The sequence below is a fragment of the Erythrobacter sp. JB1-15 genome (assembly GCF_057365035.1).
The window spans coordinates 1272246-1288598 of record NZ_CP200295.1 but is presented as its reverse complement, the minus strand read 5'-3'; the positions used below and the strand labels follow the sequence as shown (position 1 = coordinate 1288598).

Genomic DNA, 16353 nt, shown 5'->3' with positions numbered 1-16353 from the left:
AGTCAGGCGCGGCTTATTAGCGATAAGGGCGAAAGACATGGCAGGACAGGCACGCGAGGCGGATATCGTCATTGTCGGCACAGGCCATGGCGGCGCGCAGGCTGCGATTGCTTTGCGCCAGCAGGGGCACGAGGGATCAATCCTGATGATTGGCCGCGATGCGGTGCCCCCGTATGAACGCCCGCCTTTGTCCAAGGAATATCTGTCGGGCGACAAACCGTTTGAGCGGATCATGATCCGGCCCGAGAAATTCTGGGCGGACAAAGGCATCGATCTGGCACTGGGCAGCGCGGTTACCGATATTGACTGGATGGCGCACACGGTCACTTTGTCCGATGGCAGCGTCATTGGCTACCGCAAGCTTATCTGGTCCGGCGGCGGCGATCCGCGCAGATTGCCCACCACAGGCGCCAATCAGAAAGGCGTGTTCTACGTCCGCGACAAACGCGATGCCGATGCGATGATGGCTGCGATTGAGGCAGGCGCACGGCGCGCGGTTGTCATCGGCGGCGGCTATATCGGATTGGAAGCGGCTGCGGTCTTGCGCAAATTGAACTGCGAAGTGGTTCTGGTCGAAACGCTTGACCGTTTGCTCGCGCGAGTGGCTGGCGAAGAATTGTCAGAATTTTACGCGCATGAACACCGCGAACACGGTGTGGATGTGCGCCTAGGCCAAGCGGTGACCGAGATTGTCGGCACCGATGGACAAGTAACCGGAGTGGCGCTGGATACGGGCGAAAATATCGCGTGCGATATGGTGGTTGTCGGCATTGGCATTGTGCCCGCCGTTGGCCCCCTGATCGCCGCAGGGGCGGCAGGGTCAAACGGTGTTGACGTGGATTATGTCTGCCGCACCACGCTTGATGATATTTACGCGATTGGTGACTGCGCCGCGCATGCCAATTCATATGCCGATAACGCGGTGATCCGGCTGGAATCGGTCCAGAACGCACACGATATGGCCAACACGGTCGCCCGCGCCATTATGGGCGAGAAAGAAAAATACGAAGCGCTGCCGTGGTTCTGGTCAAACCAGTATGATCTCAAATTGCAAACCGCAGGGCTGAACACAGGCTATGATGCCACAGTGCTGCGCGGCGATCCGGGAGCACGCAAGTTTACGATTGTCTATCTGAAAGAAGGCCGGCCCATCGCCTTTGATTGCGTGAACACGATGAAAGATTACGTGCAGGGCTCGAAAATGCTCAAAGCGGGCGTGGAACGGGTGGACCCTGATCTTTTGGCCGATACCGAAGTTCAGCTTAAACAGATGATGTAAGCTTCGCTGCCGCCCATTCTGCCGCATCGGCAACCACGGGATCGGGATCAGCCTTTAACGCCTCACACATTGCAAGCAGATTGGCGTCCGCGCTGTTGCCCGCTGCATAAAGGCAATTGCGCACAAACCGGTCCCGCCCAATCCGCTTGATCGGAGAGCCTGAAAAAAGGCTGCGAAACCCTGCATCATCAAGCGCCAACAACTCTGCCAGCCGGGGCGCTGCCAATTCTGCACGGGGGAGAAATTCGCGCATGGCATGAGCAGCGGAGGCAAATTTGTTCCACGGGCACACCGCAAGGCAATCATCGCAGCCGTAAATCCGGTTGCCCATCGCACTGCGCAGATTGTCTTCGACAGGGCCTTTATGCTCAATCGTCAGATACGAAATGCATCGCCGCGCATCGATCTGATAGGCATTTGGAAAAGCATCGGTTGGGCAGCTGTCGAGACAGGCCCGGCATGATCCGCATTGATCGCGTTGCGGCTTGCTAGGCCTAAGCTCCAATGTCGTGTAAATCGCGCCCAGAAACAGCCAGCTGCCATGATCGGGGCTGACGAGATTGGTGTGCTTGCCCTGCCAGCCAATCCCCGCCGCCTCTCCCAGCGGTTTTTCCATCACCGGGGCGGTATCGACGAAAACTTTCACCTCGGCTTCGGGCTGCTCGGCGATCATCCAGCGGGCCAGCGCTTTCAGCCGTTTTTTGACGATATCGTGATAATCCTTGCCCTGCGCATACACCGAAATCCGCGCGTGGGCAGGATAGGATGCGAGTTCCATCGGATCGCGCGCCGGCGCATAGCTCATGCCGAGCGCGATGACGCTGTTTGCCTCGGGCCATAAACCCTTGGGAGAACCGCGCTCGCTCGCGCGGGTCTCCATCCACTCCATCGTGCCGTGATGCCCTTCGCCCAGCCAGTGTTCAAGCCGCTGGACGCGCACCGGATCGCGCGCAGCGCTGGCAATCCCGCAAGCCACAAATCCAAGATCGCGCGCAGCCGCTTCGAGCCGCGTTTCAAACGGGCTTTGCGAGCCAAGTGTTACCCCTGAATTAACCATGCTTGGGGGCACTCCCGTTTAGTCTCACCCGTTAACTCGCCTTTTCATGGATATGGCGGTAAGCGAAACTGTGGCTTCGCACAATCACACTCAGGCCGGTGCAGCGGCGGATGAAGATCCCATTGCCGATGCGCGCCCGCTCGCAATCGAAGCGCGCGGTCTGGTGAAAAGCTTTGACGGCACCCGCGCGGTGGACGGTGTTGATATCGCTGTGCCCGAAGGCGCGATTTACGGCATTCTTGGCCCCAATGGCGCGGGCAAAACGACCACATTGCGCATGCTTTTGGGGATTATTGACCCTGATGAAGGCGTGCGCCGCGTGTTTGGCCATGACCGGCCGCACGATGTGGGCCGCCTGATCGGATATCTTCCCGAAGAACGCGGGCTCTATCCGGCAATGAAAGCGATTGAGGCGATTGCGTTTATGGGCGCGCTTCGCGGTTTGCCCAAGGCCGAAGGGCGCAGACGCGGGCTGGAACTGCTTGAACGCCACGACTTATCTCACGCCGCCGACCGGCAAATCCGGCAGCTGTCCAAAGGCATGGCGCAAACCGTCCAATTGCTCGGTACATTGGTGCATGGCCCCCGCTTGGTGGTACTGGATGAGCCATTTTCGGGCCTTGATGCGATCAATCAGGGCAAGCTGGAGCGGATGATCCGCTCTCTCGCCGAAGACGGCGTCACGGTGATCTTTTCCACCCATGTCATCCACCATGCCGAACGCCTGTGCGAAGGCGTCGCAATTATTGCGGGCGGCAAAGTGCCCTATGCTGGCAGCGTCGAAACCGCGCGCGACCGTATTCCTGCGCAGGTTCGGCTGGAAACCCGCGCCCGGACAGGCGGCTGGACCAAAGCACTGCCAGATGATGCCCGGCGCGAAGGGGATTTCTTCTATTTCTCGCTGCCCGAAACGGGCGTTGAACCATTGCTCAAAGATCTGATCGCGGGTGAAGCGGGCATATTGTCTCTCTCGATTGAACGTGCAGGCCTGCACGATGCCTTTGTCGCGATCGCGGGCGAGGCCGCGGCCCGGCAGCTTGAAGCCGATCAGGCTGGAGCCGATGCATGAGCACGCTTGATGTCAAACCGCGCCTTTCCCGGCTGGAGGCCGCTTGGGTCATCGCCCGGCGCGATTTTGTCGCGGTGCTGTTCAGCCGCGCATTTCTGTTCTTTCTGCTCGGCCCGCTCTTTCCCGTCATCGTGGGCGGACTTGCAGGCAGCATTGGCGGGCAAGTGTCGCGCGAGGCAGCGATTGCTGAAATTGGCATTGCGATGCCATCCGATGACGCAGCGGCCCTGCTGCGCGGCGCGGAGACATTGCGCCCGCAATTGGGCGGCGCGGTGCCTGCGCTCGCGATTATTCCCGATGCTGCAAGCGATCCCGAGTTCGACGCGCGCGGTTTTCTTGAACAGCGCAAAGGCAGCTATGTCGCGATTGTAACGGGCACAATTGACGCGCCCGAATTGGTCGGGACCGAAGGGCAGGTCGCGCGCTGGAAAGGGCCGATCAGCCTGATCGCGTCGACCGGGGCCAGCACTACGCCGCAAAGCTTCCCCGCTGTCGCAACCCAAACCGTTGCCAGCAGCGCGGCATCAGAGCGGTCCAGCCGGATAAAAACCGCGCAAGCTGCGCAAATGGTGCTGTTCCTTTTGACGATGCTTCTGGCCGGCATGGTTCTGTCCAACCTGGCAGAGGAAAAAGGCAACAAGATCATCGAAATCCTTGCCGCCGCTATTCCGATGGATGCGGTGTTTATGGGCAAATTGTTCGCGATGCTGGGTGTGTCGTTTGTCGGCATCGCCGTTTGGGGCACTGTCGGCTGGGCGTTTTGGGCAATTGCTGAGGACGCCATCGTCACCGTCACCCAAACCGATTACCGCAATCTGCCAGGCCCCGCTTTGGGTTGGCCGATGTTCCTCGCACTGGGCGTTGCCTATTTTTCGATGGCATATCTGCTGCTCGGCTCACTGTTCCTGACCATTGGCGCAATGGCCAACACCGTGCGCGAAGTGCAGACCATGTCGATGCCGGTCACGATGATGCAGCTGATGGTGTTCTTCATCGCCGCCTTCACTCTCACCCCCGGCGGCGCGTGGATGGAGCCATACGCCATGGCCTTCCCGCTATCCTCCCCTTCGCCATGCTGGCGCGCGCAGCAATGGACGAAACGCTATGGATCCACGCCGCAGCGCTCGCATGGCAGGCCGTGTGGGTCGGCCTGCTCGTTAAAGGTGGATCGATCCTGTTCAAAAAACGCGTGATGAAATCGGGCGGCGCTGGGCGCGAGAGAAAGAAACGCAAAATGTTCGCGCCAAAAGCGCCCGCGTCCGTGGCTGAACCCGCCGAATAGGTAGCCAATCGCAACCCGTATTGACATCACTGTCAATTAGGGCAGGATGCACCCCGTTAAATGGACGCGAAAGTCCAAAGACGGGAGAGAATGATGGCAACCATTGCAGCACCGGCACGGCCAAAGGTCCGCAATTCGCCGCAGGCACACGAAGCGCTAAAAGAGCATTTCGAAAAGCACCCCGAAGAACGCCCGCAGCACCCCCACAAATGGGATGTCAGCCGATCGGATATCTATTTCGAGGACAAGTGGCAGCCGATCTTCAAAGAGATGCAGGATGCAGGCCCGCTGCATTACATCCCCGAAAGCCCTTACGGCCCCTATTGGGCTGTCGTCGGGCACAAGGCGATCCAGCACATTGAGGCACAGCCTGAGATTTTCTCGTCCAGCTGGGAATATGGCGGGATCACCATCCTTGAACGGTTAAGCGATGAACAGATCGCCAAAGAGGGCACAGACCGCCGCGAACTCCCGATGTTTATCGCGATGGACCGCCCCCAGCACACCGGCCAGCGCCGCACGGTGGCTCCCAAATTCACCCCTTCGGCCATGAAAGACATGGAAGAGGAAATTCGCGCTCGAACCGGCGAAACGCTCGACAGTCTGCCGCGCGGGGAAACCTTCGACTGGGTCGATAAAGTCTCGATTGAACTGACCACAGGTATGCTCGCCATACTGTTTGGTTTTCCCTGGGAAGACCGCCGCATGCTCACCTTCTGGTCGGACTGGTCAGGCGACACCGAAATCGGAGGCATTCGCGAACTGGATGAACTGCGCTGGGAATTTCTCCATGAAATGGCAGCCTATTTCCAGTCGCTCTGGATCGAACGGACGCAGGACAAGGAGCCCGGCAATGACCTCATCAGCATGATGGTCCATTCCGAAGCGATGAACCAGATGCGACCGGAAGAATTCATCGGCAATTTGGTGCTGCTGATCGTTGGCGGGAATGACACCACTCGCAATTCCATGAGCGGCTTTATCCATGCGCTCGACAAATTCCCCGACCAGCGCAAGCTGTTTGAACAAAACGCCGACATTATCCCCAATGCGGTGCAGGAAATGCTGCGGGTGCAAACGCCGCTTGCCCATATGCGGCGGACCTGCACCGAAGATACCGAAGTCTTCGGCCAGACCATCAAAAAAGGCGACAAAGTCGTGCTGTGGTATCTTGCGGCCAATCACGAGGAAGACATTTTCCCCAATCCGCACACACTCGATTTGACTCGCGAAAATGCCAAACGGCACATCGCATTTGGTTACGGGATTCACCGCTGCGTTGGCGCACGGCTGGCCGAATTGCAGCTGCGTATCCTTCTGGAAGAAATGCACAAACGCCGCATGCGGGTGCATGTCGCGGGCGATGTGGAACGGGTGCGCGCGAACTTTGTTCATGGCTTTCGCAAGCTGGAAGTGGAAATAACCGAGTTTTAGGGCGGATCGCACCAGCAGTGAAACTTTTCGGGCATTTTTTGCGTATTCAAAGGTAGGACACCGAAAAAGAGAATTCATCTATGCCGATCAAACAGCAGCATTCCGATCAACGCCGCCGCTTCCTTACAGGGGCCGCCGGCCTTGGCATAGGATTGCCTTTGCTCAGCGCGTGCGGCGCGTCTCCTGCGCAGGCGAAAGGCAAATTTCGCGTCTCCAAGACCGAAGCGCAGTGGCGGCGCGTGCTGACAAAATCGGAATACTACATCCTGCGCGAAGCGGGCACAGAGCGGGCCTATTCCTCACCGCTCGATAAGGAAAAACGCAAAGGCACTTTTGTGTGCGCGGGCTGCAAAAACTCGCTCTATTCCTCTGCGCACAAATATGACAGCGGCACAGGCTGGCCCAGCTTTTACAAGGCCATCGGCAAAGGCGCGGTCGGCACCAGCACGGATTACAAGATCGGCTATGCCCGAACCGAAGTGCATTGCGCGGATTGCGGCGGACATTTGGGCCATATCTTTGGCGATGGCCCGCGCCCAACTGGCAAACGCCACTGCATCAACGGCACAGCGATGGATTTCGTCCCCGCTTAACGTCCGCAGTTTAGCGTTTAACGCGCCATGCTTTGAGTGTGCCATCGGTGCCCAGATCAACCGGCTCCAACCAATCGGGCACGTCATCGCCCATCAAGCTGGCGGCAAATCCATCCGGAGATGCCCTGCGATAAAGCTTGGGTTCGCCAAGATCAGTGCAGAACACCACATGCGTCGTCCCGCGAGCAAGCAGGTTTTTGCGCGCCTGTTCAGGGGAGGCCATGGCCGTCTCGATCACAAATTTCATCGCATCATTGCCGCGGTGATGCCCGGTGGCGACTACACTGTGATGGGTGTCGAGCAGAATGCGCGGTCCGATATCAAGCGCTGCATACAATTCAGTCGCCGGGATCGTATTGAGCAGCTTTGCAGTCTCCGTAATCTCGCATTCCGACTTGATCCGCTTCTTCGGCTTTGGCTCGCTGCCAAGCATCGCGGCGTGCGCTTTTTCGGCGCTGGTCAGGACTGACAGAGGCAGAACTGGCAACAATGCGCACGCAACTCCCACCATAGCGGACACGCGGTAAGCGGGGCGATCCATGGACCGGATCTTGCGGAACCATGCGCGAATTTGCCACGCCAGCGGCGGAGCCGCCAGCACGCAGGCCACAGCGCCCGCGCGGGCTACCAGCATCGAGATAAGAAACGCGGCGCCCAAAATCAGCGCATAGTCCGCCCAAAAACGGCTCAACCAATCGCGCGACTGGCGCGTCAGATTGATTGCGGCATAAAGACCAATCAACGGCGTGATCGCAAATTGCGCAGCGACGCGGATGTCCTGATGCCAGATCGGCAGGCCTTCATTCACTTCGGCGAGCCAATATTCCGCCACCAATGGATCAAGCTCAGCAAAACCGCCGCCTGTCACGCATTGCGGGGCAGACATCGCCATTATGGCAACCCCGCCGCCGCCGGCCAGAGCAAATCCAGCCAAGAGCAATCCGCGCGGTATAGGTTCAATCCGCGCCAAACCGGTCAAAACAACCGCGCCCCATCCGAACAGCACCAGATGCACAGGGCCAATGGCATCGCAATAAGCTCGAAGATCAGACGCGCCTTTGGTAAGAAGAAAAAGCGCAAGGCTGCTTATAGCAAGCGATTGAATGGCGGTTTCCAGCCACATGCGTTCCTTACGGTCCCTGATCCAGCGCCAGGCAAGCACTGCGAACACCGCCGCTGCCAAAGGCAGGCCTTCGATCGAAATCGACAGCCATACCGCCATGCTCATCCCGATGACCGCTGCGCCTATGCGCGCCGACCGGGCCATCAAGCCGTTAACCGCTGCCAGAATGCACACGATCTGCCAGCCGTGATGATCAATGCGCATCGGGCTGAGCTGGAACATGACCGGGATGGACAAAGCGAGCACCACGCAAGTGATATTGGCCGCCTCCTGTCCCATTAAACGCCACGCAATCCGCGTCGCAAGCATCAGGGCAATGCCCATGGTGACAAGCGGTACAAGCACGACCGCCACGCTTTCAGCCAGCGATTGGCCCAGCACCGGGGTTAACGCGGCAATGACAATCACCAGCGGCAGATCAACCAGCCGAGACCAATGCATCCCAACGCCGCCGCCTGCTGGGTCAACCCGGTATTGCGCGGTGTCAAACCAGCTTTGCCCGGCTAGAAGATCGCGCACCTGAACAAGGCGCAAGGCATCATCGGGGCCCATGGACGCAAAATTTGCGATATTGGAGAAATGCACCGCTAGCAGCATGGCGCATATGATCACCCACGCTATCCCAACGCGGATGAGAAAATCGGCCGGAAAGGCTTTAAGGCGGCGCTCGATCAACATATCATTCATACGCTAGCTCAGGCGTTTTCTTGGGCGCGAAAGACGATGCGGCTGCGGATCAGCCAGGTCGCGGTAAAGCTGACCAGGATCGCCAAACCCTTGGCAAGGCGGGGATCGCCGCCCGACCAATCGCCGATACCCACAATCGCGGTGGTCAGCCCAAGGCCCACCAGTGCGGAAATGACAAACAATGCCTTTTGCCGGGTGCGGGCTATTCCCTCGCTTGCGACCGTATCCTGAAACACGGTGCGGCTGGATAGCAGCCAATGCGCAAGGATACCCAGCGAATAGCCCAAGGCCGATGCTGGCGCTGCGGCAATGCCCAGGGCCATAAAGCCTAGAAACGAACCCACATCGACGCACAGCGCCCCGACACTGGCGAACAAATAGCGCGCCAATTGCACATCGCGCAGTTTGGCGATGATCGCTGGGATCAGGGAGTGGGAAGGCACAGTGTCGCTCAAGGTTGGCTCCGAGCCGCTGGTTTAAGCGGATTTGCGCTGCGGCTGCGGGGCAGGTTCGTCAGCCTTGATCCGCTCTGGTACACCGCGAAGCGACGTGAGCGCGGCGACCTGATCGCCCGTCAAAGGCTTGGTTTCAGCCTCTGCCGACGCGTCACGGCTGGCGATCTTGGCTTCGTCGCCTTCATCGCCCGCTTCGTGATATTCAGCATCTTCGTTGACGCACCACGTGTCATAGACACGGTTGCCGGCAAGGATGTTCTCAACCGTTAGCATCGCCGTCATCATGGCGTGATCCTGATTGTTATAGCGGTGCATGCCATTGCGGCCGACCAGATGCAGGCTGGGGTGTTTCTCTTCGAGTTCGCTGCGCATCGATTGCACATTGGCTTCGTAATCATCGTCATAGACAGGATAGGCTTTTTCCTGACGGACCACCGCACCGCTGACGACCATTTTGGGATCGCAAAGACCCAGGATTTCCATCTCTTTGGTGGCTTGAGCGATCAGGTCTTCGTCAGAGGAAGACCACAGCCCGTCCCCTTCAAAGCAAAAATATTCCAGCCCCACGCACGCCATTTCATCATCCGGGATCATTTCTGGCGACCAGCTGCGAAAGTTTTGCACGCGGCCAACCTGCACCCGGTCGTCATGGATATAAATCCAGTTGTCGGGGAACAGATCTTCTGATTTCACCATCAAAGCAACGGTGAGAAAATCGCGGTAACGCAGCTTATTCGCTTCCAATGAACTTTGCGGCAGCGGGTGGATGCGTTTGGACAATTCGCGCATCGGCGCTGAACTGATCGCGTCTTTCGCGCGGATTTGCACTTTGCCATTGGCGCCCGATGCGGTCATCGACCAGCCGCCCTGGCCATCGCTGGCCAATTGATCGAGCCCGTGCCCCATCAGCACCTGACCTTTGCCCGTAGCCACGATCTTGTCGCGCGCAGCGTCCCACATCATGCCGGGGCCAAGCCGCGGATAGCGGAAGGTTTCCAGCAGGGTTTTCACTTCCTGCCCGTCATTGGGTTTCTTGTTGAGGCCAAGCGAGCGTTTCAGCCCGTCGGTCACAGCGCCCCACAGCGACAGACCTTTGATCCGCTGCGCCGCCCAATCCGCGCTCATTTCATCGCACGGCATGCCCCACACCTTCTCAGTGTAGGTCTTGAAAAAGATCGAATAGAGTTTCTTGCCGAACTGGTTGGTGGTCCAGTCTTCAAAGCTTTTCACGTCCTTGATCGGGAACAGTTTGTATTTAAGGTAACTCGCCATGCAGACGGTCGAACGAAAGATACCCAGATTCCACAAAGCTTCGAAGGCGCGCAGCGGATAGCTGTAGAATTTACCCTCATAATAGATGCGGCTCATGCGCGGGCGCTGGATGAAGTCATCCGGCAAAATCTCATTCCACAGATCAACGACCTGCTGGGACTTTGAGAAGAACCGGTGGCCGCCAATGTCGAAGCGATAGCCCTTGTGTTCAACTGTGCGGCTGATCCCGCCGACATAGGTTTCATCTTTTTCGATGATCGCGACGGTCTTGCCCTGCTTGGTCAGCAAGTATCCTGCAGTCAGGCCAGCAGGCCCTGCACCGATAATGGCGACATCGACATTAAGGATGCCATCGTGTGTTTGCGTTTTCGAACCAGCAAAGTGCGGCGTCATGGTAGCCCCCGTTTGAAGCGCTTGGCCTGCCATGGATAGCAAGCCAGCTCGACGACGGGAGTGAAGGAAAATGGTTAGCGAAGTGTAAATTCAGGAGCGAAACCTGCGATTTTCTTATGATTGTCAGATCACGCGTTGATGAGCATGGGCGATTGCAAACGCGCGCAGAGCAGCGCGAAATCTGCAAGCGCGAAAGTGTTGTCGAAAACAACTCCATAAAGATTATCCCGTCGCCAACGCACTTTGGCCTCAATGGTCTTCAAAGCATCGGCGCCCTCACCTCCGGACAATTTGAGGGTCTGATCGATCGCAAACAGACCTTCGCATTCAAATCGCGCGCCTTGTTGGGAGATGTTCTCAATAACGCCTTCCCACGAAGGACCGCCACTCGAAACAAGGATCGGCAGGTAGATCCCAAATCGCGGCGCGCGCTTGGGATAATCGCTGGCTTCGCTGATGAGCTGATCCACATCAATCGGTTCAGCAAATTCAAACGCGGCCTCATTATCTGATCGGCGCACGGTCGTAAGTTCGTAGGAATTGCCGCTCGGCATTTCGAGGCACATTTGCGCTTCGTCAGGCGGCCGATGAAACAACCGCACGCGAACGCCCGTTTGAGACACATCCCGCACGACGCAGACAAATTCGCCCTGTTTGGTGATAAGTTTGGCCGACCGGATGAGCATGGTGACCCTTGGAGCGCTTCGCCTGCTGGGACCGACATCCTGCGGCGAGCCTGCCGCGCCATCAATCCCTGCAACAACGGGCGCAAGGGCCTGCGTGCTGGCATCGGGATTGGCCTTTGGAAGGCTTGCTGGGTGATCCATACGTCTCGCCTGACCGCGCTTCAGATGCCCCTCGAACACGAAGGGCGCCAGCGCCTATCTTTGGCCAGACAATTGCCAAAACGGGGTCAAATCAGGAATAAGGCCGGCCTAGGTATTCCAACGGGTATCCGCGAAGGGTGGTGGTGCGGGTGGCGGGACTCGAACCCGCACGATCAAAAGGATCAGGGGATTTTAAGTCCCCGGCGTCTACCATTCCGCCACACCCGCATGCACTGACCTGCCGGTGCGATAGCCAGCCCAAAGCGCGGCTGCAACCGCTGCTGTCACTCTTGCGCCAAAGCCCTTGTCATCGGCATAATCTCCGCCCACTTAACTGATAGCAGCGCGCGTTCATGCCCGTTGCTATGGGACACAGACAACATGGCAGGCGATGCGCTTCACGATGGCCATTCGGTGGTCGCAACAATCCAGCCCGCGATAACGCTGTTGGGATTGGGCATTGGTGCTGCTGTGCTGGCCCGGATGGCGCGATTGAACCCGATTGTTGGCTATCTCGGGCTTGGGCTCGCTCTCGCCATTCTCGGCTATGCCGATGCGTTCACAGGCCCGATCGTTGTCGCATTGGCAGAAGTCGGCATTATGTTTTTGCTGTTCAATCTGGGCCTGCATTTCTCGCTCGGGCGCATCCGGGCAGAAGCGGCCAACATATTCGGATTTGGCAGCTTGCAAATGCTGGTGGCTGGCGGCGCCTTTGCCGGGCTGTTTATGGCGGTGGGCGCACTTAGCAATCTTGTGATCCCGATCGAGTTTGCGATTATCGCTGGTCTTGCCATGGGGCTATCCTCCACCGCGGTGGTGATTGGCCTTGTAAAAGAACGGGGCCAGGAAGATTGCCCCGTTGGCAGAGCCGCCCAATCGATTCTGATCTTTCAGGACATCGCCGCGATCCTTTTGCTGGTAGCGGTCGGCGCTTTGGGCAGCGGCAGCACATTGGCGCCGGCGCTGGGCATGGCGGGGGTGAAAGCCTTGTGCGCCTTTGCCATTGCGGTGCTGTTTGCTCGGTTTCTGACAGAGCCTGTGTTCCGCACAATTGCAAAGGTGGGCAGCGCAGAAGTCTACACCGCCACCGCTTTGTTCATCGCGCTTGCCGCGGGCTGGGCAGCGGGCATGGCGGGCCTATCGCTGACTTTGGGAGCGTTTCTGGGCGGGATGGCGGTGGCGGATCTCGCGTTACCGGATCATGGTCCAAACCGAGATTGACGCATTCAAAGGGCTGTTTCTTGGTTTCTTTTTCATCTCGGTTGGCCTGTCGATTGATCCTGCCACTCTGGCGGACAATTGGCTGGTTGTCATCATGGCTGCAGCGGGCCTTATCGCGATCAAATGCGCGATGAATGTGGCAGCCGGCCTTGCCAATCGCTGGTCTGTGCCGGGTTCTATTCAATTGGGATTCCTGCTTGGACAGGGCAGCGAATTTGCGCTGGTCCTTTTGGCCTTGCCCGCCCTTGCAGGAATGGTCGAACCGCAACTGGTGTCGATCCTGGTCACAGCCATCGCGATCAGTCTGGCCGTCACTCCGCTCGTATCAAATTGGGGCCGATCCCTCGCAGGCAAATTGCGCGCGGGGCCGCCCGATCAGAAACTGGCGGGCGATGACGCGCCCGTGGTGATTATCGGGCTTGCGCCTGCCGGACGGGCGGTGGCTGATGCGCTGAGTTATAACGGCATCGGCTATCTTGCGGTTGAAGCTGACACACCGCGATTTGAACGCGCGCTTGCTGATGGATACCATGTCCACAGCGCCAATCCCGCCGATCCGCGCAGCTGGGATGCCCTGGGGATGGAGCGGCGCAAGGTTGTGCTGGTGGCCACAGGCAATGTCGCGATATCGCGCGAGCTAACCCCGCTCGTGCAAGAACGACTGCCAGGCATCGCCCGTGTGATCGCCCTGTCCGGCAGCGATCCTATGGATGAATTTGCGACCCTCGGCATGATGCCCATCGACGTCACCGCTGAAGGCGGGACCGACGAGATTATCAACGCCGTGTTCGCGGCCCTCGAGCAGAAACGAGACTACCCTGTGCCGGGTCTAGCCGATGATGAAGATACGAAATTGATCGCGGCTTAAGCGGCGATCAATCGCCGTTTAAGCGTTTGCGAATTTCCTTGCCCGCTTTAAAATACGGCACGCGCTTTGCCGGAACCTCCACCGCTTCGCCAGTGCGCGGATTGCGCCCGGTGCGCGCTTCGCGTTCGCGTGTGGAAAATGCGCCAAACCCGCGCAATTCAACCCGCCCGCCTTCGGCCAATCGCCCGGCAATTTCGTCGAAAAAGATGTCCACCACCTGCTCGATTTCTTCCGCACGCAGTTCCGGATTGTCTTTGTGGAGCTCTTGGAGCAGCTCGGATCTGATCATTTCAGTCTCCCCATAGCCCGCGCATACCACGCGCGTCGCTAGCGTCGTCGACGGCAAAATCCCCGCCAGATTTTCAGCGTCCCGACCCGATGAACGCCCCCTGTTACATTTACGTGCCAGACCATCGCGTTTTGCGCAAGCTGTGCGAACGCGAAAATTTCATTGAGTTAGAGGAAGTTACGGCAGGTCATTGATTCTAAAGCCAATTGGCAGATGCAGCAAATGCATCCGATTTAGCCCGTTTCGGTCAGATCCGCCGGCGAAAGGCCCAGACGGTCCATCCGCGCGCGGATTTCGGGCCATTCTTCGCGCAGGAACTGGTCGCGTTCCCGGCTGCGCAATTGCTGCGCTGCGCCTTTCACCACATACATGCCAACGCCGCGTTGCACTTCGACAAGGCCATCGTTCTGAAACTGCTGATAGGCTTTTGCCACAGTCAGCGGATTTGCACCCTGCTGAGCTGCCAGGGCGCGCACCGATGGCAACATTGCCCCTTCGGCATAATCGCCATCAATAATGGCAGCCGCGATCTGATCGCGCAATTTCAAGTAAACGGGTCGGCTTTGGCTCATTATATCCTCGCTAGGTGATGCAGTGCCATAATACAGCCATTCGCGTCAAGCTTGCGTCCGGTTACATTGTGTTGTCAAAAAGGGCTGCACATCCCCCAGTGCACAGATGCGACACAAACCATGAAGCGCGGTTTCGCCTGTAACTAAGTCTTCACAGTTGCGATTTGGCCGCTAGGGTGCAGGCTTCAAACATGGCCCGCGACAACGCGGCCAAAGGGATCATCGGGGAAGCACACGTTTATGGATATGTCAGCCTGGGGCTATGGAGAATGGGCCGCAACAGCAGCAAGTGTGGTGCTGTTTGTCTTTCTGGCAGCCGGAGCATGGGCGATCACCCGCCCGCAAGAAGAAGTGCTGGGCCATCCCAAAGGCCTGTACATGCTGTTCTTTGCAGAAATGTGGGAGCGATTTTCGTTCTACGGGATGCGCGCATTGCTCGTCCTGTATCTGACGAAACATTGGCTGTATTCTGACGGAACCGCCAACCTGATCTACGGTGCTTATGGCACGCTTGTTTATATCACTCCCGTACTTGGGGGCTGGTTGGCTGATCGGTATCTGGGCCAGCGCAAAGCGGTGTTGTTCGGCGCAGTCCTGCTGACGCTGGGCCATATCTTTATGGCGTTCGAAGGCGATGGATCAGGTTTCCAAAACGACCCCACGCTCAATGTCTTTTGGCTTGCACTGGCGCTCATCATTGTTGGTTCGGGCTTTTTGAAAGCAAACATTTCCGTGCTGGTTGGCCAGCTTTACCCGCGCACCGATATCCGCCGCGATGGGGCCTATACGATTTTCTACATGGGAGTGAATCTAGGCGCGGCGACCGGCGTTTTGATCGCGGCGTTCCTTGGCGAAACGGTCAGCTGGGCGCTTGGCTTTGGTCTGGCGGGCATCGGCATGCTGGTGGGCCTTATTGTGTTTATCGTCGGCAAGCCTCTGCTTAAGGGCAATGGCGAATCGCCTGTCCCGCACAAACTCAAAGAGAAAGTCGCCGGAATCAGTTTTGAATGGCTGCTCTACGGTGTTGGTCTTGCCGGTGTCGCGGTGATTTGGGTGTTGATCCAATATCAAAGCCTTGTTGGCGGATTGCTGGCGGTCGCTGGCATCGCCCTGCTGGTCTATGTTCTGATCGAAGCGTTCAAGCTCGACAAGGAAGCGCGCGACCGGGTGTTTGCAATGATCTTCTTCATTCTGCTGATGCCGGTGTTTTGGGGGCTGTTTGAACAGGCAGGCGGCTCGGTCAACCTGTTCACTGACCGTCACGTTGATCGCGGAGCCATCCCAACCACATTCTTCCAATCGATCAATCCGATCTTCATCATCCTGCTCGCACCGCTATTTGCGATTGCATGGCAGATGATGGCGGCGCGCAATATCGAACCGTCCACGCCTGCCAAGATGGGTCTGGGCATTGTCCAGATGGGCCTTGCGTTTATTGTCATGGTCTGGGGCGCGAACAATTTCAGCACCACCAACGCCGAAGGCGCGATCATGATGCCGGTGTTGTTCCTGTTTATCTTCTACCTGCTGTCGACCACGGGCGAGCTGTGCTTGTCGCCCGTTGGCCTGTCGGCGATGAACCGCCTTTCGGTCAAGCATATGGCAAGCCTGATGATGGCCGCCTTCTTCTTTGGCACGGCAGGCGGGCAGTTTGTTGCAGGCTTTATGGGATCGCTGATGGGTGAAGGCGAGGGCGGCAATATGACGCGCGAAGGCGCGCTGGAGGTTTACTGGACAATGGGTCTGGTAGCGGCCGGAATTGGCGTTGCTGTCATCATTGTCTCGCCCCTGGTCAAAAAGCTGATGCATCTCGATACGCTCAAGGATGACGATGATCAGGCAGAGGCAGCTGGCGCAAATGCTCAGCAGGCGGGCGTTCGTCCCGCGACACCTATCGCCGAATAATCGGCCGCCAAGGCTTCAAACCACTTT

15 protein-coding genes and 1 tRNA gene are annotated in these 16353 nt (G+C 58.1%); 8 read left to right on the top strand and 8 right to left on the bottom strand.

Features of this window, described 5'->3' with window-relative positions:
* The first annotated feature begins 37 nt into the window (after positions 1-37).
* Complete coding sequence (locus AC0V6L_RS06220) at positions 38-1279, top strand: NAD(P)/FAD-dependent oxidoreductase (protein ID WP_486149270.1); 1242 nt, start codon at positions 38-40, stop codon at positions 1277-1279.
* Here AC0V6L_RS06220 and queG read toward each other — a convergent pair.
* Positions 1263-2336: a tRNA epoxyqueuosine(34) reductase QueG gene (queG, locus tag AC0V6L_RS06215; RefSeq protein ID WP_486153466.1), complete on the bottom strand. Its 1074-nt coding sequence runs from the start codon at positions 2334-2336 to the stop codon at positions 1263-1265. The two genes, AC0V6L_RS06220 and queG, sit on opposite strands and share 17 nt — an antisense overlap.
* Before the next feature lie 46 nt (positions 2337-2382).
* Between queG and AC0V6L_RS06210 the strand changes: the two genes are divergently transcribed.
* The 4 genes from AC0V6L_RS06210 (at position 2383) to msrB (ending at position 6714) form a co-directional block, all read left to right on the top strand.
* The gene (locus tag AC0V6L_RS06210; protein WP_486153465.1) at positions 2383-3405 is read left to right on the top strand and encodes an ABC transporter ATP-binding protein; all 1023 of its coding nucleotides are present in this window, start codon (positions 2383-2385) and stop codon (positions 3403-3405) included.
* Positions 3402-4598 carry an ABC transporter permease gene (locus tag AC0V6L_RS06205; RefSeq protein ID WP_486153464.1) on the top strand — a complete coding sequence of 399 codons (1197 nt, stop codon included), beginning with the start codon at positions 3402-3404 and terminating at the stop codon, positions 4596-4598. The genes AC0V6L_RS06210 and AC0V6L_RS06205 overlap by 4 nt, the downstream gene beginning before the upstream one ends.
* A gap of 182 nt (positions 4599-4780) precedes the next feature.
* Positions 4781-6121 carry a cytochrome P450 gene (locus tag AC0V6L_RS06200; RefSeq protein WP_486155058.1) on the top strand — a complete coding sequence of 447 codons (1341 nt, stop codon included), beginning with the start codon at positions 4781-4783 and terminating at the stop codon, positions 6119-6121.
* Positions 6122-6201: 80 nt separating this feature from the next.
* The gene (gene msrB / locus AC0V6L_RS06195; protein ID WP_486153463.1) at positions 6202-6714 is read left to right on the top strand and encodes a peptide-methionine (R)-S-oxide reductase MsrB; all 513 of its coding nucleotides are present in this window, start codon (positions 6202-6204) and stop codon (positions 6712-6714) included.
* Between the two features lie 10 nt (positions 6715-6724).
* Here msrB and AC0V6L_RS06190 read toward each other — a convergent pair whose 3' ends face one another.
* The 5 genes from AC0V6L_RS06190 to AC0V6L_RS06170 form a co-directional block, all read right to left on the bottom strand.
* Positions 6725-8524, bottom strand: a complete 1800-nt coding sequence (locus AC0V6L_RS06190; RefSeq protein WP_486153462.1) for a hypothetical protein — start codon at positions 8522-8524, stop codon at positions 6725-6727.
* Between the two features lie 8 nt (positions 8525-8532).
* Positions 8533-8979, bottom strand: coding sequence for a GtrA family protein (locus AC0V6L_RS06185; RefSeq protein ID WP_486153461.1), 447 nt, complete (start codon positions 8977-8979; stop codon positions 8533-8535).
* A 21-nt stretch (positions 8980-9000) separates the two neighbouring features.
* Positions 9001-10644: an NAD(P)/FAD-dependent oxidoreductase gene (locus AC0V6L_RS06180; RefSeq protein WP_486153460.1), complete on the bottom strand. Its 1644-nt coding sequence runs from the start codon at positions 10642-10644 to the stop codon at positions 9001-9003.
* Between the two features lie 128 nt (positions 10645-10772).
* Positions 10773-11471 (bottom strand): PilZ domain-containing protein, encoded by a 699-nt coding sequence (locus tag AC0V6L_RS06175; RefSeq protein WP_486153459.1) that lies wholly within the window; start codon positions 11469-11471, stop codon positions 10773-10775.
* 141 nt (positions 11472-11612) lie between these two features.
* Positions 11613-11699 (bottom strand) — tRNA-Leu (locus AC0V6L_RS06170).
* Between the two features lie 153 nt (positions 11700-11852).
* Between AC0V6L_RS06170 and AC0V6L_RS06165 the strand changes: the two genes are divergently transcribed.
* Both AC0V6L_RS06165 and AC0V6L_RS06160 read left to right on the top strand, forming a co-directional pair.
* On the top strand, positions 11853-12692 hold the full coding sequence (locus AC0V6L_RS06165) for a cation:proton antiporter domain-containing protein (RefSeq protein WP_486153458.1): 840 nt from the start codon (positions 11853-11855) through the stop codon (positions 12690-12692).
* A complete protein-coding gene (locus AC0V6L_RS06160; RefSeq protein WP_486153457.1) occupies positions 12673-13560 on the top strand; it encodes an NAD-binding protein in 888 nt (295 codons plus the stop codon). Before AC0V6L_RS06165 ends, AC0V6L_RS06160 begins: the two co-directional genes overlap by 20 nt.
* Before the next feature lie 7 nt (positions 13561-13567).
* Here AC0V6L_RS06160 and AC0V6L_RS06155 read toward each other — a convergent pair whose 3' ends face one another.
* Together AC0V6L_RS06155 and AC0V6L_RS06150 are read right to left on the bottom strand one after the other, a co-directional pair.
* On the bottom strand, positions 13568-13849 hold the full coding sequence (locus tag AC0V6L_RS06155) for an integration host factor subunit beta (RefSeq protein ID WP_486149220.1): 282 nt from the start codon (positions 13847-13849) through the stop codon (positions 13568-13570).
* A 233-nt stretch (positions 13850-14082) separates the two neighbouring features.
* Complete coding sequence (locus AC0V6L_RS06150; RefSeq protein ID WP_486149218.1) at positions 14083-14421, bottom strand: GntR family transcriptional regulator; 339 nt, start codon at positions 14419-14421, stop codon at positions 14083-14085.
* A gap of 240 nt (positions 14422-14661) precedes the next feature.
* Here AC0V6L_RS06150 and AC0V6L_RS06145 point away from each other — a divergent pair, with 240 nt between their 5' ends.
* A complete protein-coding gene (locus tag AC0V6L_RS06145; RefSeq protein ID WP_486153456.1) occupies positions 14662-16326 on the top strand; it encodes a peptide MFS transporter in 1665 nt (554 codons plus the stop codon).
* Positions 16327-16353: the final 27 nt, after the last annotated feature.

Coding starts and splice junctions, on each gene's coding strand:
- AC0V6L_RS06200 (WP_486155058.1), top strand. CDS start 4,781: ATGGCAACCATTGCAGCACCGGCACGGCCAAAGGTCCGCAATTCGCCG.
- AC0V6L_RS06150 (WP_486149218.1), bottom strand. CDS start 14,421: ATGAGCCAAAGCCGACCCGTTTACTTGAAATTGCGCGATCAGATCGCG.
- AC0V6L_RS06175 (WP_486153459.1), bottom strand. CDS start 11,471: ATGGATCACCCAGCAAGCCTTCCAAAGGCCAATCCCGATGCCAGCACG.
- AC0V6L_RS06165 (WP_486153458.1), top strand. CDS start 11,853: ATGGCAGGCGATGCGCTTCACGATGGCCATTCGGTGGTCGCAACAATC.
- AC0V6L_RS06145 (WP_486153456.1), top strand. CDS start 14,662: ATGGATATGTCAGCCTGGGGCTATGGAGAATGGGCCGCAACAGCAGCA.
- AC0V6L_RS06210 (WP_486153465.1), top strand. CDS start 2,383: ATGGATATGGCGGTAAGCGAAACTGTGGCTTCGCACAATCACACTCAG.
- AC0V6L_RS06155 (WP_486149220.1), bottom strand. CDS start 13,849: ATGATCAGATCCGAGCTGCTCCAAGAGCTCCACAAAGACAATCCGGAA.
- AC0V6L_RS06180 (WP_486153460.1), bottom strand. CDS start 10,644: ATGACGCCGCACTTTGCTGGTTCGAAAACGCAAACACACGATGGCATC.
- AC0V6L_RS06220 (WP_486149270.1), top strand. CDS start 38: ATGGCAGGACAGGCACGCGAGGCGGATATCGTCATTGTCGGCACAGGC.
- msrB (WP_486153463.1), top strand. CDS start 6,202: ATGCCGATCAAACAGCAGCATTCCGATCAACGCCGCCGCTTCCTTACA.
- AC0V6L_RS06190 (WP_486153462.1), bottom strand. CDS start 8,524: ATGAATGATATGTTGATCGAGCGCCGCCTTAAAGCCTTTCCGGCCGAT.
- queG (WP_486153466.1), bottom strand. CDS start 2,336: ATGGTTAATTCAGGGGTAACACTTGGCTCGCAAAGCCCGTTTGAAACG.
- AC0V6L_RS06205 (WP_486153464.1), top strand. CDS start 3,402: ATGAGCACGCTTGATGTCAAACCGCGCCTTTCCCGGCTGGAGGCCGCT.
- AC0V6L_RS06160 (WP_486153457.1), top strand. CDS start 12,673: ATGGTCCAAACCGAGATTGACGCATTCAAAGGGCTGTTTCTTGGTTTC.